The following is an 18,265-nucleotide window of genomic DNA, read 5'->3' as shown; positions in this document are numbered from 1 at the left end:
GCGCCATACTCCCGGCCGTCCCACAACAACAAGGAGCGGGAATGAGCATCGCCAAGGAGTTCCGCGAGTTCGCGGTCAAGGGCAGCGTGGTCGACCTGGCCGTCGGCGTGATCATCGGCGCCGCGTTCAACAAGATCGTCGACTCGCTGGTGAAGGACATCATCATGCCGATCGTCAGCCTGGTGGCCGGCGACCTCGATTTCTCCAGCAAGTTCTTCATCCTGGGACGGGTGCCCGAGGGCGTGCCGCGCACGCTGGCGGACCTGACCAAGGCCGGCGTCCCGGTGTTCGCCTGGGGCAACTTCCTCACCGTGCTGGTGAACTTCGCGATCCTGGCCTTCATCATTTTCATGATGGTCCGCCAGATCAACCGCCTCAAGCGCGCCCAGGCCGAACCGGCCGCCGCCGCGCCGGCCGCGCCGCCCGAAGACATCGTCCTGCTGCGCGAGATCCGCGACAACCTCAGGAAGTAGCCGCGCTCCCGGCGGCCAGCCGCCGGGCCATCCGCAGGGCCGCAAGCAGGCTGGAAGGATCGGCGCGGCCGCTGCCTGCGATGTCGAATGCGGTCCCGTGGTCGGGGCTGGTGCGCACCAGCGGCAGGCCCAGCGTGACGTTCACGCCCTGCTCCAGGCCCAGGTACTTGACCGGGATCAGGCCCTGGTCGTGGTACATCGCGACCACCACGTCGAACTCGCCCGGACGCTGCGGCGTCGAGCGCGCGCGCATGAACACGGTGTCCGGCGCCCAGGGGCCCGACACATCCAGGCCCCCGGCCCGCGCGGCCTCCAGCGCCGGAGCGATCGCCTCCTGCTCCTCGCGCCCGAACAGCCCGCCCTCCCCCGCGTGCGGGTTGAGCCCGGCGACGGCGATGCGCGGCGGCCGGCCGAGCAGGCGCGACAGCGCGGCATGGGTGATCCGCAGCGTCTCCAGCACGTTCGCGCGGGTCACCGCCTCGATGGCGTCGCGCAGCGAGACGTGGATGCTCACCAGCACGGTGCGCAACTCCTCGCTGGCCAGCATCATGCGAACGGGCATGCGGGTGAGGTCGCAGCCGGCGTGCGCGGCCGCCTCGGCCTGCAGCAGCTCGGTGTGGCCGGGATAGGCCACGCGGGCCGCGGCCAGCGCCTCCTTGTGCAGCGGCGCCGTCACGATGGCCGCGACTTCACCGCGCAGCGCCGCCCGGGCCGCCCAAACGACGGCGTCGGCCGCGATGCGACCGGCGGCGGCGTCCACCCGTCCCCAAGGCACGAGCGTCGCGGCCTGGCTGGTCGCCAGCAGCGGGATGCAGCGCGGCGGCACGTCCTGCGCCTGGCCCGGCGAATCGATGACCGCGATCGGCAGGCCCGCCCGGCCGGGCGCGGCGATCGCTTCGGCCGAGCGGCGCAGGTGCAGCAGGTCGCCCACCACGAAGCAGCCGGCCACCTCGGCTGCATGGTCGCGGAACAGCCGCGCGACGATCTCCCCGCCGATGCCGGCCGGGTCGCCTTGCGTGATCGCGATGGGCGGGACGAAAGCGGCCATGGCGCCCTTCAGGCCGGGTTGTCGATGTCGATGAAGCGATGCTCGATCCCGAGCGCCGCCGCCACGTGGGCGGCCACCGCCGGAGCGCCGTAGCGCTCGGTGGCGTGGTGCCCGCAGGCCAGGAAGCTCACCCCGCATTCGCGCGCGTAGTGCGCCTGCGGCTCCGAGATCTCGCCGGTGATGAAGGCCTGCGCGCCGGCCGCGATCGCCGCCTCGAAGTAGCCCTGGGCGCCGCCGGTGCACCAGGCGATGCGGGACACCGGCCCGGTGCCGCCTTCCACCAGCGTCACCGTGCGGCCGAGCGTCTTGCCGACGTGGTCGGCCAGCGCGGGCGCACCGGGGAAGGAACCGCCGTCCTGGCGGGTTCCGAGGAAGCCGAGGTCCTGCTCGCCGAAGCGCGCCTGCGCCTGCAGCCCGAGCACGGCGCCCAGCTGCGCGTTGTTGCCCAGCTCGGGGTGCGCATCCAGCGGCAGGTGGTAGGCGAACAGGTTGATGTCGTGCGCCAGCAGCAGCGCGAGCCGCTGCTTCATCCAGCCGGTCACGCGGCCGTCCTGGCCGCGCCAGAACAGGCCGTGGTGCACGAACACCGCATCCGCGCCGGCGTCCACGGCGGCCTCGATCAGCGCGCGGCTGGCGGTGACGCCCGAGACGATGCGGCGCACCGGCTCGCGGCCCTCGACCTGCAGGCCGTTGGGGCCGTAGTCCTTGAAGCGCTCGGGCTGGAGCAGCCGGTCGAACGCGTCGGCGAGTTGCTGTCGGGAGGTCATCGGCGGCACCGAAAAGCCCCATTGTGCGGGAGCGCACCAGGCGTGCGCGACCGCTAGCGTTCACCGGTGGCGGCATGGCGCTGCGGGCGCGACCCCGCACGCATGCCCCCGCGATCTACACTGCGGCTTTCCCTCAACGCCCGCCGTCATGCGCCGCTCCTGGCTCCTGTTTTCGCAGACCGTCACCATCCTGCTGGCCGCCTATTTCGTGGTGGCGACCTTCAAGCCCGAGTGGCTGCGGCGGCCGGGCATCACCACCCAGAGCACCGGCGTGACGCTGCTGGAGGCGCCCGCCCCGGCCGGCGGGCCGTCCCCGGCGGGGAGCTTCCGGCTGGCGGCGCAGCGCGCGTCCGCGGCCGTGGTGAGCATCAACACCAGCAAGGCGCCGCCGCGGCATCCGCAGGCCAACGATCCCTGGTTCCGCTTCTTCTTCGGCGACCAGGGCGGGGCGCAGCCGCAGGTGGGCCTGGGCAGCGGGGTGATCATCAGCCCCGACGGCTACATCCTCACCAACAACCACGTGGTCGAAGGCGCTGACGAGATCGAGGTCACCCTCAACGACAGCCGCAACGTGCAGGCCAAGGTGATCGGCACCGACCCCGACACCGACCTGGCGGTCCTGCGCATCAACCTGGAGCGCCTGCCGGTGATCACGCTGGGCAATTCCGACGCGCTGCAGGTAGGCGACCAGGTGCTGGCCATCGGCAACCCCTTCGGCGTGGGGCAGACCGTCACCAGCGGCATCGTCAGCGCGCTCGGCCGCAACCAGCTGGGCATCAACACCTTCGAGAACTTCATCCAGACCGATGCGGCCATCAACCCGGGCAACTCGGGCGGCGCGCTGGTGGACGTCAACGGCCAGCTGATGGGCATCAACACCGCGATCTATTCGCGCTCGGGCGGCAGCCTGGGCATCGGCTTCGCCATCCCGGTGTCCACCGCCAAGCAGGTGCTCGAGGGCATCGTCAAGGACGGCGTGGTGCGGCGCGGCTGGATCGGCGTGGAGCCGGCCGACCTTTCGCCCGACCTGATGGAGACTTTCGGCGTGAAGGCCCGCAACGGCGTGCTGATCACGGGCGTGCTCCAGAACGGACCGGCGGCCCAGGCCGGCCTGCGCCCGGGCGACGTGATCGTCGAGGTCGCCGGCAAGCAGATCGGCAACGTGTCGGAGCTGCTGACCAACGTCGCCGCGCTCAAGCCCGGCACGCCCACCGTCTTCAAGGTGCAGCGCCGGGACGACAGCGTGCAGCTGAACGTGACGCCCGGGCTGCGGCCCAAGCCCCGCCAGGCCGTCCGCTAGGAGGCCTTCAGGAGGTCTTCTCGGCGGCGTCGGAGTTGTCTTCCGGCGCGCGGGACGCCTTGACAAACCAGCGCGCCCCGAGGATGCCGACTTCGTAGAGGATCACCATCGGCACGGCCAGCGCGAGCTGGGAGATAACGTCCGGCGGCGTCACCACCGCGGCCACGATGAACGCGATCACGATGAAGTAGCCGCGGAACTCCTTGAGCTTCTGGATGGTGACGATCTCGAAGCGCACCAGCAGCATCACCACGATGGGCACCTGGAAGGCCAGGCCGAACGCGATGTACAGGCCCAGGATGGCCTCCACGTACGAGGCGATGTCCGGCGTGGCCGCCACGCTGGTGGGCGTGAACCCCTGGATGAAGCTGAACATCTTGTCCAGCACGAAGAACTGCACGAAGGCGATGCCGGCGTAGGCCAGGAAGCTGCCGAAGATGATCAGCGGCATCGCGAAGCGCTTCTCGTGGCTGTACAGCCCCGGCGCCACGAAGGCCCACAGCTGGTACATCAGCCAGGGCAGCACCGCCAGCACGGCCACCAGCAGCAGCACCTTGAGCGGCACGAAGAACGGCGAGAACACGCCCACCGCGATCAGCTTGGCGTCCGGCGGCATGTGCGCGCGGATCGGCTGGGCGATGAAGTCGATCAGGCCGTTGGGCCCCGGCCAGATGGCCAGCACGATGATCGCGGCGACGATGCCGTAGATGCAGTAGAGAAGCCGGTCACGCAGCTCCACCAAATGGGCGACGAACGGCTGCTCGGTACCGGCGAGCTCGTCTTCCTTGTCGGGCTGGGACATCAGTTGAGTTTCTTGGGACGGTAGCGCGCCACGCGGGCGGCGCCCGACAGGGCCCGGGTGCGAATGCCGTTGCGGGCCTTGTACCACTGGGGCGTGGCGCCCTGCTTGAGGCGCCACTTCTTCTTCGGGTTCTTGTATTCGGGATAGGCGGGCGGCGCTTCGATGGAAGGCGCCGGCGCCTCGGAGGCGGTGCCGACGGCGTCCGACCACTGCTTCTCGAAGTCGGCGGTGCCGGTGCGAACCGAGTTCTCGACGTCGCGGGCGGCGGTCTCCACGCTCTCCTTCATCTTGCGAAGCTCATCGATCTCCATGGACCGGTTGACTTCGGCCTTGACGTCGTTGACGTACCGCTGGGCCTTGCCCAGCAGCGTGCCCACCGTGCGGGCGACCCGCGGCAGTTTCTCCGGGCCGATGACGATCAGCGCCACGGCCCCGATGAGGGCCATCTTGGAAAGGCCGAGATCGATCACCCGGGGACGCCTCCAGCAAACGCTGTCACGACTTGTTGCGCGCCTCGACGTCGATGGTCGTGCGGTCCGGTGCCGTCGCCGGCGGGTTGCCCGCGACCTGCTGGGTCGGCTGCGCCGGCGGCTCGGGCTGCGAGCCGTCCTTCACGCCGTCCTTGAAGCCCTTGACCGCGCCGCCCAGGTCGGAGCCGATGTTCTTCAACTTCTTGGTGCCGAACACCAGCACCACGATCAGCAGCACCACCAACCAGTGCCAGATGGAAAACGAACCCATGGATCACTCCTGAATGAATCTCTCGATTTTAGTCGGCGGCCCCTCCCCTGCCGGGCAGGAACCTGCTGCGTGCGAAGGGTCAGCCCTTGCGCCAGGGGCGCGGACCGCCGATCACGTGAAGGTGGAGGTGGTGCACCTCCTGCCCGCCGTCGTCGCCGGTGTTGATGATGACCCGGTGGCCGCCCTCCGGGTACGGCCGGGCGCCGTTCTCCGCGGCGAGCCTGGGCGCCAGCGCCAGCATCCGGCCCAGCACGCCCGCGTGCTCCGGCCCCACCTGCGCCAGCGACGCCACGTGCTGCTTGGGGATCAGCAGGAAGTGCATCGGGGCCCAGGGCTGGATGTCGTGGAAGGCGAGGATGTCGTCGTCCTCGTACACCTTGCGCGAGGGGATCTTGCCCTCGACGATCTTGCAGAAGAGGCAGTTGGGGTCGGTTTGGCTCATGGCTTCTAGCGCGGCGGCCGGTTGTCGGTGAAACGCAGCCAGCCGCGGATGCAGCGGTACAGGTACCAGAGGCCGACGATGGCGTGGGCCACCATGCCGGGGATGAAGAACAGCAGGTACAGCGGCGACGTCACCACCAGCCACAGCACGCTCCACCAGAACGTGGCGAGCATGTAGTTGTGGTGCGAGGCGTAGATCGCGTCCATCTCGTCGGCACGGCGCACGTAGTTGACGACCACCGCGATCAACGCCAGCACCCAGTAGGTGAAAGGCGCGAAGGTGTGCATGCCGTACAGCACGTGCATCACGGTGCGGTCCTCGGGCCGCTTGCCCTCGAAGGCCGCGAAATCGGTCTCGCTCATTCGCCCGCTCCTTCGCGCTGCATGGCCTTGCGCAGCGCCTTTTCCTCGATGCCGCTGGTGCCCTCGCGCCGCTCCAGCTCCGCGATCACGTCGGCCGGCGTCAGGCCGTAGTGCGCCAGCGCGATCATGCTGTGGAACCACAGGTCGGCCACCTCGCCGACCAGCTTGGCCGGGTCGCCGCCGTGGCCCGTGTCCTTGGCCGCCATCACGACCTCGGTGGCCTCCTCGCCGATCTTCTTGAGGAAGGCGTCCGGCCCCTTGTGCAGCAGGCGCGCGACGTAGCTGCTGTCCGGGTCGCCGCCGCGCCCGGGCTTGCGGCTCTCGATGACGGCCGCGAGGCGGGCCAGGGAATCGTTGGCGCTCATGCTCTTACTTGTAGATCTCGTCCGGGTTCTTCAAGACCGGCTCGACCGGCCTCCAGGCGCCCGCCTCGTGGCGCTGGAAGAAACAGCTGTGGCGGCCGGTGTGGCAGGCGATGGACGGGTCGTGCCCCTTCTGCGTCACCTTCAGCAGCAGCACGTCGTTGTCGCAGTCCATGCGGATCTCGTGCACCTGCTGGACGTGGCCGGACTCCTCGCCCTTGAACCACAGCTTGTTGCGCGAACGGCTGAAGTAGACGGCACGGCCCAGCTCGGCCGTGCGGCTCAGTGCCTCGCGGTTCATCCACGCGAACATCAGCACGTCGCCGGTCGCCTGTTCCTGGGCGATGACGGGCACCAGGCCCGCCGCATCCCACTTGACTTCATCGAGCCAGTCCATGGCCGCATTGTGGGCCATCGGCGGACAGGCGATCAAAGGCGGACCGGGATTCCCCGCTCGGCCATCCGCGCCTTGGCCTGGGCGACCGTGAACTCGCCGTAGTGGAAGATGCTGGCGGCCAGCACGGCGTCGGCGCCGCCCTTCTGCACGCCGTCGGCCAGGTGGTCGAGGTTGCCCACGCCGCCGGAGGCGATCACCGGCACGTCGACCGCGTCGCTGACCGCCCGGGTGAGCTCCAGGTCGAAGCCGGACTTGGTGCCGTCGCGGTCCATGCTGGTCAGCAGGATCTCGCCGGCGCCGCGGCGCGCCATCTCGGCAGCCCACTGCACGGCGTCCAGGCCGGTGTTGCGCCGGCCGCCATGGCTGTACACGTCCCAGCCGGCGCCGCGCGCGGCTTCGTCCGCCCCGCCGCGCCGCTTGGCGTCGATGGCCACCACGATGCACTGCGCACCGTACTTGCCCGAAGCCGCGCTGATGACGTCGGGGTTGGCGATGGCGGCCGAGTTGAAGCTGGTCTTGTCGGCGCCCGCGTTGAGCAGCCGCCGCACGTCTTCGACCGTGCGCACGCCGCCGCCCACCGTCAGCGGGATGAACACCTGCGAGGCGACCGCCTCGATGATGTGCAGGATCAGGTCGCGGCCGTCGCTGGTGGCGGTGATGTCCAGGAAGGTGAGTTCGTCGGCGCCCTGCTCGTTGTAGCGGGCCGCGATCTCCACCGGGTCGCCGGCGTCGCGCAGCTCGACGAAGTTGACGCCCTTGACGACGCGGCCGCCGGTGACGTCCAGGCAGGGGATGATGCGCTTGGCGAGCATGGGATCAGCGGGCGCCGCAAGGCGCTCAATCCTTGGAGAGTTCGTCCGCCTTGGTTTGGGCCTGGGTGAAATCCAGGTCGCCCGAGTAGATGGCGCGGCCGCAGATCACGCCCTCGATGCCCTCGTCCTCGACGGCGCAGAGCTTCTCGATGTCGGCCAGGCCCGCCAGCCCGCCGGAGGCGATCACCGGGATGTGCAGCGACTGCGCCAGCTTCACCGTGGCGTCGATGTTGATGCCGGTGAGCATGCCGTCGCGGCCGATGTCGGTGTAGACGATGGACTCGACGCCCCAGTCCTCGAACTTGCGCGCCAGGTCGACCACCTCGTGTCCGGTGAGCTTGCTCCAGCCGTCGGTGGCGACCTTGCCGTCCTTGGCGTCCAGGCCCACGATGATGTGGCCGCCGAACGCGCTGCAGGCGTCCTTCAGGAAGCCCGGGTTCTTCACCGCGGCGGTGCCGATGATCACGTAGCGCAGGCCGCCGTCGATGTACTTCTCGATGGTGTCCAGGTCGCGGATGCCGCCGCCCAGCTGCACCGGGATCTCGTCGCCCACCGCCTTGAGGATGGACTTCACCGCGGCGAAGTTCTGCGGCTTGCCCGCGAAAGCGCCATTCAGGTCGACCAGGTGCAGGCGGCGCGCGCCCTTGGCCAGCCAGTTGCGCGCCATGGCGGCCGGGTCCTCGCTGAAGGTGGTGGCCTGGTCCATGTCGCCCTGCTTGAGGCGGACGCAGTGCCCGTCCTTCAGGTCGATCGCGGGAATGAGGAGCATGGAAGAAGAGGGATGCGCGGTGGAAGAGACAGGGAAAGGAAACGCCCGGGGGACTTCAGGGGTTCCAGCGAAGGAAATTGCGATAGAGGGCCAGGCCTGCGTCTGCGCTTTTCTCGGGGTGGAACTGGGTCGCAAAAATATTATCGCGGGCCAGCGCGGCGGTAAAGCGGGCCCCGTAATCGGCTTCGCCGGCGCTGTGGCGCGCATCCGACGGGCGGGCGTAGAAGCTGTGGACGAAATAGAACCAGGCGCCGTCGTCGATGCCGTCCCACATCGGGTGCGGCCGGGACTGCCACACCGCGTTCCATCCCATCTGCGGCACCTTGAAGCGGCTGCCGTCTTCCTGCAGCCGGCCGGCCAGCTGGAAGCGCCGCACCTCGCCGGGGATCAGGCCCAGGCCCTCGCTGGGGCCTTCCTCGCTGCGATCGAGCAGCATCTGCATGCCCACGCAGACGCCGAACAGCGGCTTGGCCGCCGCCGCCTCCAGCACCGCGGGCAGCAGGCCCGAGTCGCGCAGTTCGCGCATGCAATCGGGCATGGCGCCCTGGCCGGGAAGCACCACGCGCTCGGCGGCGCGGACCTCCTCGGGGCGCGAGGTGATCACCGCCTGGAAGCCCGAATCCTGGGCGACATGCTGCACCGCCTGCGAAACCGAGCGCAGGTTGCCCATGCCGTAATCGACGACCGCTACCGTTTTCATCTCGAACCGCCCGGCCTCGCGCCGGGACTCAGTGCATCAGAGGGAACCCTTGGTGGACGGGATCGTGCCGGCCGCGCGCGGGTCGTGCTCCACCGCGGCGCGCAGCGCGCGGGCGAAGGCCTTGAAGACCGTCTCGCACTGGTGGTGGGCGTTCTCGCCGCGCAGGTTGTCGATGTGCAGGGTGACGAACGCATGGTTGGCGAAACCCTGGAAGAACTCGTGCGCCAGCTGGCTGTCGAAGGTGCCGATCATGCCGCTCTTGAATGGCACGTTCATGACGAGCCCCGGCCGGCCGGAGAAGTCGATCACCACGCGCGACAACGCCTCGTCCAGCGGCACGTAGGCATGGCCGTAGCGGCGGATGCCCTTCTTGTCGGCGATGGCCTTGGCCACGGCCTGGCCCAGCGTGATGCCCACGTCTTCCACCGTGTGGTGGCCGTCGATGTGCAGGTCGCCCTGGGCCTCGATCTCCAGGTCGATCAAGCCGTGCCGGGCGATCTGGTCGAGCATGTGGTCGAAAAAGCCGATGCCGGTGGCCAGGCGGGCCTGGCCGGTGCCGTCGAGGTTGACGCGCACGGTGATGCGGGTCTCGGCGGTGTTGCGGGTGATCTCGGCGGTGCGGGGGTGGCTCATAGGCTTGCCTGCAGGGCCTGCAGCATCTGCGCGTTCTCTTCGGCGGTGCCGACGGTCAGGCGCAGGCAGTTGGCCAGCAGTGGATGCATTCTAGAAACGTTCTTGACCAGCACGCCGCCGGCCTTCATGCCCTGGAAGGCGCGGTCGGCATCCGGCACGCGCACCAGGACCATGTTGGCGTCGCTGCGCCAGGCCTTCACCTGCGGCAGCGCGGCCAGTCTTTCCAGCAGCAGGCCGCGCTCGCGGCGCAGCTGCGCGGCCTGTTCGTCGAACACGTCGGCGTGTTCCAGCGCGAACAGCGCCGCTTCGCAGTTCAGGACGCTCACGTTGTACGGCGGGCGGACCTTGTCGATCTGCGCGACCAGCCCCGAGGGCCCGATGAGGTAGCCGATGCGCACGCCGGCCAGCCCGAACTTGCTCAGGGTGCGCATCAGCAGCACGTGCGGGTGGCGGGTGATGCGGTCGGCGTAGCTGCGGCTGGCGAACGGCTGGTAGGCCTCGTCCATCACCACCAGGCCGGGCGCGGCCTGGACGATCCGCTCGATCACCGCGTCGTCCCACAGGTTGGCCGTGGGGTTGTTCGGGTAGGCCAGGTAGACGATAGAGGGCTGGTGCTGCTCGATGGCCGCCAGCATGGCGGCCTCGTCCAGCTCGAAATCGGGCGTGAGGTCCACCGGGACGAACTTCAGTCCCTGCAGCTGCGCGCTCATGCCGTACATCACGAAGCCGGGCACCGGCGCCAGGATCGAAGCGCCCGGTACGTCGCAGGCCATGGCCAGCATGGAGATCAGCTCGTCGGAGCCGTTGCCCAGCATCAGGTCGAAGCCTTCCGGCACCTGGGCGTGGCGGGCCAGCGCCTGGCGCAGGGTTTCCACGCGCTGGCCGGGATAGCGGTTCAGCGCCACGGCCCCGAGCCGCTCGCCCAGTTCGCGCTGCAGCGCCGCCGGCAACCGATGCGGGTTCTCCATGGCATCGAGCTTGACCAGCCCCGCCGAAGGCTGGACGGCGTAGGCATGCATGCCCTGCACGTCCTGGCGGATCAGGCGCGCGAGGCGCGGAAGCAGTCCGGCGTTCATGGCTTGAGCCTCATCTCGGCCGCGCGGGCATGCGCCTGCAGCCCTTCGCCGTGGGCGAGCGTGGACGCGATGCGGCCCAGCGTCTGCGCGCCCGCTTCGCTCACCTCGATCAGGCTGCTGCGCTTCTGGAAGTCGTACACGCCCAGGGGGCTGGAAAAGCGCGCCGTGCTGCTGGTGGGCAGCACGTGGTTGGGGCCGGCGCAGTAGTCGCCCAGGCTTTCGCTGGTGTAGCCGCCCAGGAAGATGGCGCCCGCGTGGCGCAGCAGCGGCTCCCAGCGGTGCGGCTCCTGGCTGGCGATCTCCAGGTGTTCGGGGGCGATGCGGTTGCTGATGGCGCAGGCCTCCGCCATGTCGCGGGTGAGGATCAGCGCGCCGCGGCCGTTGAGCGACCGGGTGATGATCTCGGCGCGCGGCATCTGCGGCAGCAGGCGATCGATCTCCTGCTGCACCCGCTCGAGGAAGGCGCCATCGGGACACAGCAGGATGCTCTGCGCGAGTTCGTCGTGCTCGGCCTGCGAGAACAGGTCCATCGCCACCCAGTCGGCCGGCGTGCTGCCGTCGGCCAGGACCAGGATCTCGCTGGGGCCGGCGATCATGTCGATGCCCACCAGGCCGAACACGCGGCGCTTGGCGCTGGCCACGTAGGCGTTGCCGGGGCCGGTGATCTTGTCCACCCGCGGCACGGCGTCGGTGCCGTAGGCCAGCGCGCCCACGGCCTGCGCGCCGCCAATGGTGAAAACGCGGTGCACGCCGGCGACGTGCGCGGCTGCCAGCACCAGCGGGTTCTTCTCGCCGCCCGGCGTGGGCACCACCATGACGATCTCGGCCACGCCCGCGACCTGCGCGGGGATGGCGTTCATCAGCACCGACGAGGGGTACGCCGCCTTGCCGCCGGGGACGTAGATGCCCACGCGGTCCAGCGGCGTCACCTTCTGCCCGAGCAGCGTGCCCTCGGCATCGCGGTAGCTCCAGCTCTGGCCGCTGGCCTGCATCTGGGCCTCGTGGTAGCTGCGCACGCGTTCGGCCGCGGTCTCCAGCGCCAGGCGCTGCGCGGCGGGCAACTGTTCGAAGGCGGCCTTCAGCTGCGCGGGCGCCAGCTGCAGCGACTCCATCGACGCGGCATCGAGCCGGTCGAACCGGCGCGTGTACTCCAGCACCGCTTCATCGCCACGGGCGCGCACCGCCGCCAGGATGTCCGTGACGGCCTGCTCGACCTGCGCATCCGTGTCCGCCGACCAGTGCAGCCGGGCCTGGAACGCGGCCTCGAAGCCAGCGTCGGCGGTGGACAGTCGCAGGGGACGGGCTTGCAGGGTCATCAGGCGGCCGGCGCCGCGGTGGCGCGCGAGAAAACGTCGATCAGCTCCCGGATCGGAGCCTGCTTGAGCTTGAGCGCCGCCTGGTTGACCACCAGGCGCGCACTGATGTCCATGATGCGCTCGACCTCCACCAGCTGGTTGGCCTTGAGCGTGCCACCGGTGGACACGAGGTCGACGATGGCATCGGCCAGCCCGGTCAGGGGCGCCAGCTCCATGCTGCCGTACAGCTTGATCAGGTCCACGTGCACGCCCTTGGCGGCAAAGAACTCTCGCGCGATCGACACGTACTTGGTGGCCACGCGCAGGCGCGAGCCCTGGCGCACGGCGCTGGCGTAATCGAAATCGGACCGCACGGCCACGCTCACGCGGCAGCGGGCGATGCCCAGGTCCAGCGGCTGGTACAGGCCCTGGCTGCCGTGCTCGATCAGCGTGTCCAGGCCGGTCACGCCCAGGTCGGCGCCGCCGTACTGCACGTAGGTGGGCACGTCGGTGGCGCGCACCAGCACCACGCGCAGCTGCGGCCGATTGGTGGGCAGGATCAGCTTGCGCGACTTCTCCGGGTCTTCCAGCACCCGAATGCCCGCGGCCTCCAGCAGCGGGAGCGTCTCGTCGAAGATGCGGCCCTTGGAGAGGGCGAGGGTCACGGTCATGCGCTCACCCGCTCGATCTCGGCGCCCAGGCCGCGCAGCTTGCCTTCCATCTGGTCGTAGCCGCGGTCCAGGTGGTAGATGCGATCGACCAGCGTCTCGTTCTCGGCCACCAGGCCGGCGATCACCAGGCTGGCCGAGGCCCGCAGGTCGGTGGCCATCACGGTGGCGCCCGACAGCTTGGGCACGCCCTCGACCACGGCGATCTTGCCGTCGACCTGGATCCTGGCGCCCAGGCGCACCAGCTCGTTCACGTGCATGAAGCGGTTCTCGAAGATGGTTTCGGTGACGTGCGAGGCGCCTTCGGCCACCGCGTTCAGCGCCATGAACTGGGCCTGCATGTCGGTGGGAAATCCGGGGTACTCGGTGGTGCGGAAGCTCTGCGCCTTCAGCTGTCCGTCGGAGCGGATGCGGATGCCGTCGTCCACCGCCGACACCTCGGCGCCGGCCTGGCGCAGCTTCTCGATCACCGCTTCCAGGTGGTCGGCGCGGCCGTGGCGCAGCACCGCTTCGCCACCCGTGGCGGCCACGGCGCACAGGAAGGTGCCGGCCTCGATGCGGTCGGCCACCACGCGGTGGGTGCAGCCGGAAAGACGCTGCACCCCCTCGATGCGGATGCGGCTTGTGCCGTGGCCCTCGATCTTCGCGCCCATGCGGATCAGCATCTCGGCCAGGTCGCCGATCTCCGGCTCCTGGGCGGCGTTCTCCAGCACCGTCTCGCCTTCGGCCAGCGTGGCGGCCATCATGAAGTTCTCGGTGCCGGTCACGGTGACCATGTCGGTGGTGATGCTCGCGCCGCGCAGCCGCTCCTGGCCCTTGGGCAGCTTGGCGATCATGTAGCCGTGCTCCACCACGATCTCGGCGCCCATCTGCTGCAGGCCCTTGATGTGCTGGTCCACCGGCCGCGAGCCGATGGCGCAGCCGCCCGGCAGCGACACCGTGGCCTCGCCGAAGCGCGCCAGCAACGGACCCAGTGCCAGCACCGAAGCGCGCATGGTCTTCACCAGTTCATACGGCGCTTCCGGCGAGCTCAGCTGGCTGGAGTCGATGCGGACGCTGCCGTCCTCCGCACTCTCGGCGCTCACGCCCATGTTGCGGATCAGCTTGAGCATGGTGGCCACGTCCTGCAGGCGCGGCACGTTCTGCAGCGTCACCGGCTCCGCGGTCAGCAGCGCGGCGCACAGCTGCGGCAGCGCCGCGTTCTTGGCGCCGGAGATGCGGACCTCGCCGTGGAGCGGCCGGCCCCCGCGGATCAGTAGCTTGTCCATCGCGGCTCAGGGGTGTGGGGTGGACGCCCATTCGGCGGGCGTGTACGTCTTCATCGACAGGGCGTGCACCTCGTCCGTGTGCATTCTCGCACCCAGGGTGGCGTACACCCGCTGGTGCCGCTGGATCGGGCGCTTGCCTTCGAACTCGGGCGAGACGATGACGGCCGACCAGTGGCGGCCGTCGCCGTCCACCTCGAGGTGTTCGCACGAAAGGCCGGTGGCGATGATGGAATGCAGTTCTTCGGCGGTCATGTCAGCCCCTGATCTTGTAGCCGATGCGAAGGAGGTGCACGGCGATCGCGCTCACCACCAGCATGGCGCTGCCGACGATGCCCAGGCTCAGCCACGGCGAGACGTCGCTCACGCCGAAGAAGCCGTAGCGGAAGCCGTCGATCATGTAGAAGAAGGGATTGAGGTGGCTCACGCCCTGCCAGAAAGCCGGCAGCGAATGGATGGAATAGAACACGCCGGACAGGAACGTCATCGGCATGATGACGAAGTTCTGGAAGGCCGCCATCTGGTCGAACTTCTCGGCCCACAGCCCCGCGATCAGGCCCAGCGCGCCCAGCATGCCGGCGCCCAGGAATGCGAACACCAGGATCCACAGCGGCGCCGCGAAGCTGGGCTGGGCGAACCAGGCGGTCACCAGGAACACGCCCAGGCCGACCGCGAGGCCGCGCGCGATGGACGATCCGACATAGGCGATGAACCAACTCCAGTGCGACAGCGGCGTGAGCAGCACGAACACCAGGTTGCCCATGATCTTGCTCTGGATCAGGGACGAGGAGCTGTTGGCGAAGGCGTTCTGCAGCACGCTCATCATCACCAGGCCGGGCACCAGGAAGGCGGTATAGCTGATGCTGTCGTACACCTTGACCTGGCCCTGCAGCACGTGGCCGAAGATCAGCAGGTACAGCATGGCCGTGAGCACCGGCGCGGCCACGGTCTGGAAGCTCACCTTCCAGAACCGCAGGATCTCCTTGTACAGCAGCGTCTGCCAGCCGCCCATGCCGGTCATGCGGGCACCTTCTGCTGGTACTGGGCCGACATCACGTCGAGGAACACGTCCTCCAGGTCGGCCTTGCGGATCTCGACGTCCTCGACGCGCAGGCCGGCACGGCGGATGGCCGCGAGGTACTCCTCGATCTCGTGGGCGTCGTGGGCCGGCAGCTGCACGATGCGGCCCGTCACGCGAGCCTTGTGGGCGAATTCCGCCGGCAGCTGGCTGTCCATCTTGAAGCGCAGCACGTTGGCCGACGCCGCCTTGAGCAGGTCGCTGGTGCGCTCCAGCGCCACCACCCGCCCGGTCTTGAGCATGGCGATGCGGTTGCACAGCGCCTCGGCCTCTTCCAGGTAGTGGGTGGTGAGCAGCACGGTGTGGCCCTCGCGATTGAGACGGGCGATGAACTGCCACAGCGTCTGGCGCAGCTCCACGTCCACGCCCGCGGTGGGCTCGTCCAGCACGATCACCGGCGGCTTGTGCACCAGCGCCTGGGCCACCAGCACGCGGCGCTTCATGCCGCCGGACAGCTGGCGCATGTTGGAAGTGGCCTTGTCGGCCAGGCCCAGGCTTTCCAGCAGCTCGCCGATCCAGGCCTCGTTGTTCTTCACGCCGAAGTAGCCGGACTGGATGCGCAGCGCCTCGCGCACGGTGAAGAAGGGGTCGAACACCAGCTCCTGCGGCACCACGCCGAGCTGCCGGCGCGCCTGGGCGTAATCGGCCTGCACGTCGTGCCCGCGCACGGCCACGCGGCCCGAGGTGGCCCGCGACAGGCCGGCCAGGATGCTGATCAGGGTGGTCTTGCCGGCGCCATTGGGGCCGAGCAGTCCGAAGAACTCGCCCTCCTCGATGTCGAAGGACACGCCATCGAGCGCAGTGAGCTTGCCACGCGGCGACGGGAAGGTCTTGGAGACGGACTGGAAGGAGATCGCGGGCATGGGAGCCCACGATTTTAGGCGGTGCCCCGAGGGGGCGCCCCCGGGGGCCGGACAAAGCCCTGCGCCGCGCCCGCTAGGTGGGCACGTGCTCGAGCAGTTCGCCCACGCCGTAGACGTTGGCCAGCTCGCGCAGCCGCGGCGGCATGTTGGCCACGCCGAAGGGCTTGCCCAGGGAGAGCGCCTCGCGCCGGCAATCCAGCAGCACGGCCAGGGCCGAGGAGTCGAAGTCCTGCAGCGCCCCGGCATCGGCCACCGCCGGCTGCTGCCCGTCGGAGCGCAGCGCCTGCGCCAGCATGCGCGCGCACGCCGGGGCGTCGTCGTGCGTCAGGCGCGCGGGCAGCACCAGCATCAGCTCTTGCGGCCGGCGTTGCTCCGGTTCCGCTCCGTCAGCGAGGCGATCAGGCCGTCCACGCCCTTGGTGTTGATCTCCTGAGCGAACTGGCTGCGGTAGGTTTCCACCAGCCACACGCCCAGCACGTTCAGGTTGTAGATCTTCCAGCCCGCGCCCTGGCCCGGCGTCTTCTCCAGGCGGTAATCCAGCTGGATCGGATCGCCGCGGCCGCGGATCTCGGTGCGCACGACCACTTCCTTGTCCTCGGGCGAAGCGCGCATCGGCTTGACCGAGATGACCTGGTCGTCGACCTGGGACAGCGCGCCGGAATACGTGCGCACCAGCAGTGTCTTGAACTCCTCCTGCAGGCGCTTCTGCTGCTCCGGCGTGGCCTGGCGCCAGGCCGGGCCGACAGCCGCAGCGGTCATGCGCTGGAAGTTCACGTTGGGCATGATCTTGCTGTCGACCAGCGAGATGATGCGGTTGATGTCGCCCGACTGGACCGACTTGTCGGACTTGATGGCGCCCAGCGTCTCGTCGGACAGCCGCTTGATCATCACCTCGGGCGCCTCGTCGGCGGCCAGCGCGATCTGCGGAACCCCGGCGAAGGCACCCACCACCAGGAAGGCGGCCGCGAGGCGGCCGAAAAAGCGTCTTTGCATGCTTGGAACCTTTCGTGAGCGGGGCATTTCACCCCACGAAGCTGTTTGGAACCCCCTGGCTGCGGTCGGGTTCCGGGACCCGGCCGCGGCTTGCAACAGGGTGCAACTCTAGCGGCTGGGCGCGGGGCCGGTCGGCGCCCCGCCGGGAGCCTGGTTGGCGTCGGTGCCCACGTCGGGCTCCTGACCGTCGGAGCCGTCGGACTTGTCGTCGCCCTCGTTGCGCGAGCCGATCTCGGACCGGCGGCGCTGCAGGTAGGAATCCCGGATGAAGCTGTAGCGGTCCAGCGCCGCCCCATCCAGCACCTCGCCCGCGCGCAGCAGGTTGGAACGCACGTCCACTGCGCGCAGCACGTACAGCGTGTTGCGCTCGCCGGCGTGGTTCAGGTCGCGCACCGGGTCGCCGCGCCGGTCGATCGGCAGGACGAGGGTGTCGCGCAGCGTCGAGGGGCCGAAGAACGGCAGCACGACGTACGGGCCGGCCGGCACGCCCCAGTGGCCCAGGGTCTGGCCGAAGTCCTCGCGGTGCCGCTCGATGTTCAACTCGCTGGCGATGTCCAGGATACCGGCGAAACCGAACACGGTGTTGAACGTGAACCGCATCCAGTTCTCGCCCGCGTGTCCGAGCTTGAACTGCAGCGCGCTGTTGATGGCCGACCAGGCGTCGCCCATGTTGCCGAAGAAGTTGGACACGCCGGTGCGCACCAGCGGCGGCACGTTCTCCCGGTACAGGGTGGCGCCCGGCTTCAGGATCACGAGGTCCAGGCCCTCGTTGAATTTCGACACCTCGCGGTTGAGCGGCTCCAGCGGGTCGTTGCGATTCGCGTTCGGCCCGGTGGCGCAACCGGCCAGCGGCAGCAGCGCCGCGACCAGCATCGCTCGCCCGAGGCGGGCGGCGTGGGTTCCCTTGTTCATTTCTTCGTGCCCGGTCCCGCCGGCGGGGCGGGTGCGTTGTGGGTCCCGCTGTCGGCCGCCTTGTTGTACAGGAACTGCCCGATCAGGTTTTCCAGCACCACGGCCGACTGCGTGGTGGTGATGGTATCGCCCGCCGCCAGCAACTTGTCGTCGGCGCCGGCCTCGACACCGATGTACTGCTCGCCCAGCAGACCACTGGTGAGGATCTTGAGCGAGCTGTCCTTGGGGAACTGGTAGCGCGTCTCCAGCGCCAGCGTCACGCGAGCCTGGAAGCTCTTGTCGTCGAAGCTGATCGATTCGACCCGGCCGACCACCACGCCGGCGCTGCGCACCGCCGCCTGGGGCTTGAGGCCGCCGATGTTGTCGAACTTGGCCGTGACCTTGTAGGTCGACTGGAAGCTCAGGCTGAGCAGGTTGGCCGACTGCAGGGCCAGGAACAGCAGCGCCGCGGCCCCGAGGAGCACGAACAGGCCCACCCATACGTCGTTCTTGGATCGTTCCATATCG

26 protein-coding genes are annotated in these 18,265 nt (G+C 69.3%); 2 read left to right on the top strand and 24 right to left on the bottom strand.

All coding sequences use genetic code 11. The features are described from left to right. The first annotated feature begins 41 nt into the window (after positions 1–41). Positions 42–473 carry a large conductance mechanosensitive channel protein MscL gene (gene mscL, locus ASG30_RS17055; protein ID WP_055899416.1) on the top strand — a complete coding sequence of 144 codons (432 nt, stop codon included), beginning with the start codon at positions 42–44 and terminating at the stop codon, positions 471–473. On the opposite strand, the gene pdxA is transcribed toward mscL, so the two are convergent. Both pdxA and ASG30_RS17045 read right to left on the bottom strand, forming a co-directional pair. Further along, a complete protein-coding gene (gene pdxA, locus ASG30_RS17050; RefSeq protein ID WP_055899414.1) occupies positions 463–1,521 on the bottom strand; it encodes a 4-hydroxythreonine-4-phosphate dehydrogenase PdxA in 1,059 nt (352 codons plus the stop codon). The two genes, mscL and pdxA, sit on opposite strands and share 11 nt — an antisense overlap. Positions 1,522–1,529: 8 nt before the next feature. Next, positions 1,530–2,288 (bottom strand): Nif3-like dinuclear metal center hexameric protein, encoded by a 759-nt coding sequence (locus tag ASG30_RS17045; RefSeq protein ID WP_055899412.1) that lies wholly within the window; start codon positions 2,286–2,288, stop codon positions 1,530–1,532. A gap of 148 nt (positions 2,289–2,436) precedes the next feature. Between ASG30_RS17045 and ASG30_RS17040 the strand changes: the two genes are divergently transcribed. Next, a complete protein-coding gene (locus ASG30_RS17040) occupies positions 2,437–3,588 on the top strand; it encodes a S1C family serine protease (protein ID WP_055899410.1) in 1,152 nt (383 codons plus the stop codon). Positions 3,589–3,595: 7 nt separating this feature from the next. Here ASG30_RS17040 and tatC read toward each other — a convergent pair whose 3' ends face one another. The 22 genes from tatC to mlaD form a co-directional block, all read right to left on the bottom strand. Beyond that, positions 3,596–4,390, bottom strand: a complete 795-nt coding sequence (tatC, locus tag ASG30_RS17035) for a twin-arginine translocase subunit TatC (protein WP_055899408.1) — start codon at positions 4,388–4,390, stop codon at positions 3,596–3,598. Next, positions 4,390–4,860, bottom strand: coding sequence for a Sec-independent protein translocase protein TatB (gene tatB / locus ASG30_RS17030; protein WP_055899406.1), 471 nt, complete (start codon positions 4,858–4,860; stop codon positions 4,390–4,392). The genes tatC and tatB overlap by 1 nt, the downstream gene beginning before the upstream one ends. Positions 4,861–4,885: 25 nt before the next feature. Next, on the bottom strand, positions 4,886–5,131 hold the full coding sequence (gene tatA / locus ASG30_RS17025) for a Sec-independent protein translocase subunit TatA (RefSeq protein ID WP_055899404.1): 246 nt from the start codon (positions 5,129–5,131) through the stop codon (positions 4,886–4,888). Between the two features lie 79 nt (positions 5,132–5,210). After that, on the bottom strand, positions 5,211–5,573 hold the full coding sequence (locus tag ASG30_RS17020; RefSeq protein WP_055899402.1) for a histidine triad nucleotide-binding protein: 363 nt from the start codon (positions 5,571–5,573) through the stop codon (positions 5,211–5,213). Positions 5,574–5,578: 5 nt separating this feature from the next. After that, positions 5,579–5,935: a DUF4870 family protein gene (locus ASG30_RS17015; protein ID WP_055899400.1), complete on the bottom strand. Its 357-nt coding sequence runs from the start codon at positions 5,933–5,935 to the stop codon at positions 5,579–5,581. After that, positions 5,932–6,300 (bottom strand): phosphoribosyl-ATP diphosphatase, encoded by a 369-nt coding sequence (locus ASG30_RS17010; protein WP_055899398.1) that lies wholly within the window; start codon positions 6,298–6,300, stop codon positions 5,932–5,934. The genes ASG30_RS17015 and ASG30_RS17010 overlap by 4 nt, the downstream gene beginning before the upstream one ends. Positions 6,301–6,304: 4 nt before the next feature. Continuing rightward, complete coding sequence (gene hisI, locus ASG30_RS17005; RefSeq protein ID WP_055899396.1) at positions 6,305–6,694, bottom strand: phosphoribosyl-AMP cyclohydrolase; 390 nt, start codon at positions 6,692–6,694, stop codon at positions 6,305–6,307. Between the two features lie 32 nt (positions 6,695–6,726). Beyond that, positions 6,727–7,506 carry an imidazole glycerol phosphate synthase subunit HisF gene (hisF, locus tag ASG30_RS17000; RefSeq protein WP_055899394.1) on the bottom strand — a complete coding sequence of 260 codons (780 nt, stop codon included), beginning with the start codon at positions 7,504–7,506 and terminating at the stop codon, positions 6,727–6,729. Positions 7,507–7,531: 25 nt separating this feature from the next. Then, entirely contained in the window at positions 7,532–8,275 is a 744-nt protein-coding gene (gene hisA, locus ASG30_RS16995; protein ID WP_055899392.1) for a 1-(5-phosphoribosyl)-5-[(5-phosphoribosylamino)methylideneamino]imidazole-4-carboxamide isomerase, read from the bottom strand. Between the two features lie 55 nt (positions 8,276–8,330). Beyond that, entirely contained in the window at positions 8,331–8,975 is a 645-nt protein-coding gene (gene hisH / locus ASG30_RS16990) for an imidazole glycerol phosphate synthase subunit HisH (protein WP_055899390.1), read from the bottom strand. Between the two features lie 36 nt (positions 8,976–9,011). Next, a complete protein-coding gene (gene hisB, locus ASG30_RS16985; protein ID WP_055899388.1) occupies positions 9,012–9,608 on the bottom strand; it encodes an imidazoleglycerol-phosphate dehydratase HisB in 597 nt (198 codons plus the stop codon). After that, positions 9,605–10,684: a histidinol-phosphate transaminase gene (hisC, locus tag ASG30_RS16980; RefSeq protein ID WP_055899386.1), complete on the bottom strand. Its 1,080-nt coding sequence runs from the start codon at positions 10,682–10,684 to the stop codon at positions 9,605–9,607. Before hisC ends, hisB begins: the two co-directional genes overlap by 4 nt. After that, complete coding sequence (hisD, locus tag ASG30_RS16975; RefSeq protein ID WP_055899384.1) at positions 10,681–12,000, bottom strand: histidinol dehydrogenase; 1,320 nt, start codon at positions 11,998–12,000, stop codon at positions 10,681–10,683. Before hisD ends, hisC begins: the two co-directional genes overlap by 4 nt. After that, entirely contained in the window at positions 12,000–12,650 is a 651-nt protein-coding gene (hisG, locus tag ASG30_RS16970) for an ATP phosphoribosyltransferase (RefSeq protein ID WP_055899382.1), read from the bottom strand. The genes hisD and hisG overlap by 1 nt, the downstream gene beginning before the upstream one ends. Next, the gene (murA, locus tag ASG30_RS16965) at positions 12,647–13,915 is read right to left on the bottom strand and encodes a UDP-N-acetylglucosamine 1-carboxyvinyltransferase (protein WP_055899380.1); all 1,269 of its coding nucleotides are present in this window, start codon (positions 13,913–13,915) and stop codon (positions 12,647–12,649) included. Before murA ends, hisG begins: the two co-directional genes overlap by 4 nt. A 6-nt stretch (positions 13,916–13,921) precedes the next feature. After that, a complete protein-coding gene (locus ASG30_RS16960) occupies positions 13,922–14,167 on the bottom strand; it encodes a BolA family protein (protein WP_055899378.1) in 246 nt (81 codons plus the stop codon). A 1-nt stretch (position 14,168) separates the two neighbouring features. Beyond that, complete coding sequence (locus ASG30_RS16955) at positions 14,169–14,924, bottom strand: ABC transporter permease (RefSeq protein WP_055900166.1); 756 nt, start codon at positions 14,922–14,924, stop codon at positions 14,169–14,171. Positions 14,925–14,929: 5 nt separating this feature from the next. Next, entirely contained in the window at positions 14,930–15,853 is a 924-nt protein-coding gene (locus tag ASG30_RS16950) for an ABC transporter ATP-binding protein (protein ID WP_055899376.1), read from the bottom strand. 73 nt (positions 15,854–15,926) lie between these two features. Next, positions 15,927–16,202: an STAS domain-containing protein gene (locus ASG30_RS16945; protein ID WP_055899374.1), complete on the bottom strand. Its 276-nt coding sequence runs from the start codon at positions 16,200–16,202 to the stop codon at positions 15,927–15,929. Then, positions 16,202–16,846, bottom strand: coding sequence for an MlaC/ttg2D family ABC transporter substrate-binding protein (locus ASG30_RS16940; protein ID WP_055899372.1), 645 nt, complete (start codon positions 16,844–16,846; stop codon positions 16,202–16,204). Before ASG30_RS16940 ends, ASG30_RS16945 begins: the two co-directional genes overlap by 1 nt. 108 nt (positions 16,847–16,954) lie before the next feature. Beyond that, the gene (locus ASG30_RS16935; RefSeq protein ID WP_055899370.1) at positions 16,955–17,758 is read right to left on the bottom strand and encodes an MlaA family lipoprotein; all 804 of its coding nucleotides are present in this window, start codon (positions 17,756–17,758) and stop codon (positions 16,955–16,957) included. Next, positions 17,755–18,261 (bottom strand): outer membrane lipid asymmetry maintenance protein MlaD, encoded by a 507-nt coding sequence (mlaD, locus tag ASG30_RS16930; RefSeq protein ID WP_055899368.1) that lies wholly within the window; start codon positions 18,259–18,261, stop codon positions 17,755–17,757. The genes ASG30_RS16935 and mlaD overlap by 4 nt, the downstream gene beginning before the upstream one ends. Positions 18,262–18,265: the final 4 nt, after the last annotated feature.

It is taken from the genome of Ramlibacter sp. Leaf400 (assembly GCF_001424545.1).
Taxonomy (GTDB): Bacteria; Pseudomonadota; Gammaproteobacteria; order Burkholderiales; family Burkholderiaceae_C; genus Ramlibacter.
Note: the sequence above shows the minus strand (reverse complement) of the source record. Positions and strands in the feature narration are given on the sequence as shown.

Bases quoted from the DNA above. Each gene is read 5' to 3' on its own strand.
- ASG30_RS16960 (WP_055899378.1), bottom strand. From the start codon at position 14,167: ATGACCGCCGAAGAACTGCATTCCATCATCGCCACCGGCCTTTCGTGC.
- hisB (WP_055899388.1), bottom strand. From the start codon at position 9,608: ATGAGCCACCCCCGCACCGCCGAGATCACCCGCAACACCGCCGAGACC.
- hisH (WP_055899390.1), bottom strand. From the start codon at position 8,975: ATGAAAACGGTAGCGGTCGTCGATTACGGCATGGGCAACCTGCGCTCG.
- ASG30_RS16955 (WP_055900166.1), bottom strand. From the start codon at position 14,924: ATGGGCGGCTGGCAGACGCTGCTGTACAAGGAGATCCTGCGGTTCTGG.
- tatC (WP_055899408.1), bottom strand. From the start codon at position 4,390: ATGTCCCAGCCCGACAAGGAAGACGAGCTCGCCGGTACCGAGCAGCCG.
- hisI (WP_055899396.1), bottom strand. From the start codon at position 6,694: ATGGACTGGCTCGATGAAGTCAAGTGGGATGCGGCGGGCCTGGTGCCC.
- hisA (WP_055899392.1), bottom strand. From the start codon at position 8,275: ATGCTCCTCATTCCCGCGATCGACCTGAAGGACGGGCACTGCGTCCGC.
- hisC (WP_055899386.1), bottom strand. From the start codon at position 10,684: ATGAACGCCGGACTGCTTCCGCGCCTCGCGCGCCTGATCCGCCAGGAC.
- ASG30_RS16940 (WP_055899372.1), bottom strand. From the start codon at position 16,846: ATGCAAAGACGCTTTTTCGGCCGCCTCGCGGCCGCCTTCCTGGTGGTG.
- ASG30_RS17020 (WP_055899402.1), bottom strand. From the start codon at position 5,573: ATGAGCCAAACCGACCCCAACTGCCTCTTCTGCAAGATCGTCGAGGGC.
- ASG30_RS17010 (WP_055899398.1), bottom strand. From the start codon at position 6,300: ATGAGCGCCAACGATTCCCTGGCCCGCCTCGCGGCCGTCATCGAGAGC.
- ASG30_RS16950 (WP_055899376.1), bottom strand. From the start codon at position 15,853: ATGCCCGCGATCTCCTTCCAGTCCGTCTCCAAGACCTTCCCGTCGCCG.
- hisD (WP_055899384.1), bottom strand. From the start codon at position 12,000: ATGACCCTGCAAGCCCGTCCCCTGCGACTGTCCACCGCCGACGCTGGC.
- hisF (WP_055899394.1), bottom strand. From the start codon at position 7,506: ATGCTCGCCAAGCGCATCATCCCCTGCCTGGACGTCACCGGCGGCCGC.
- ASG30_RS17040 (WP_055899410.1), top strand. From the start codon at position 2,437: ATGCGCCGCTCCTGGCTCCTGTTTTCGCAGACCGTCACCATCCTGCTG.
- tatA (WP_055899404.1), bottom strand. From the start codon at position 5,131: ATGGGTTCGTTTTCCATCTGGCACTGGTTGGTGGTGCTGCTGATCGTG.
- ASG30_RS16935 (WP_055899370.1), bottom strand. From the start codon at position 17,758: ATGAACAAGGGAACCCACGCCGCCCGCCTCGGGCGAGCGATGCTGGTC.
- ASG30_RS17015 (WP_055899400.1), bottom strand. From the start codon at position 5,935: ATGAGCGAGACCGATTTCGCGGCCTTCGAGGGCAAGCGGCCCGAGGAC.
- mlaD (WP_055899368.1), bottom strand. From the start codon at position 18,261: ATGGAACGATCCAAGAACGACGTATGGGTGGGCCTGTTCGTGCTCCTC.
- pdxA (WP_055899414.1), bottom strand. From the start codon at position 1,521: ATGGCCGCTTTCGTCCCGCCCATCGCGATCACGCAAGGCGACCCGGCC.
- mscL (WP_055899416.1), top strand. From the start codon at position 42: ATGAGCATCGCCAAGGAGTTCCGCGAGTTCGCGGTCAAGGGCAGCGTG.
- ASG30_RS17045 (WP_055899412.1), bottom strand. From the start codon at position 2,288: ATGACCTCCCGACAGCAACTCGCCGACGCGTTCGACCGGCTGCTCCAG.
- murA (WP_055899380.1), bottom strand. From the start codon at position 13,915: ATGGACAAGCTACTGATCCGCGGGGGCCGGCCGCTCCACGGCGAGGTC.
- ASG30_RS16945 (WP_055899374.1), bottom strand. From the start codon at position 16,202: ATGCTGGTGCTGCCCGCGCGCCTGACGCACGACGACGCCCCGGCGTGC.
- hisG (WP_055899382.1), bottom strand. From the start codon at position 12,650: ATGACCGTGACCCTCGCCCTCTCCAAGGGCCGCATCTTCGACGAGACG.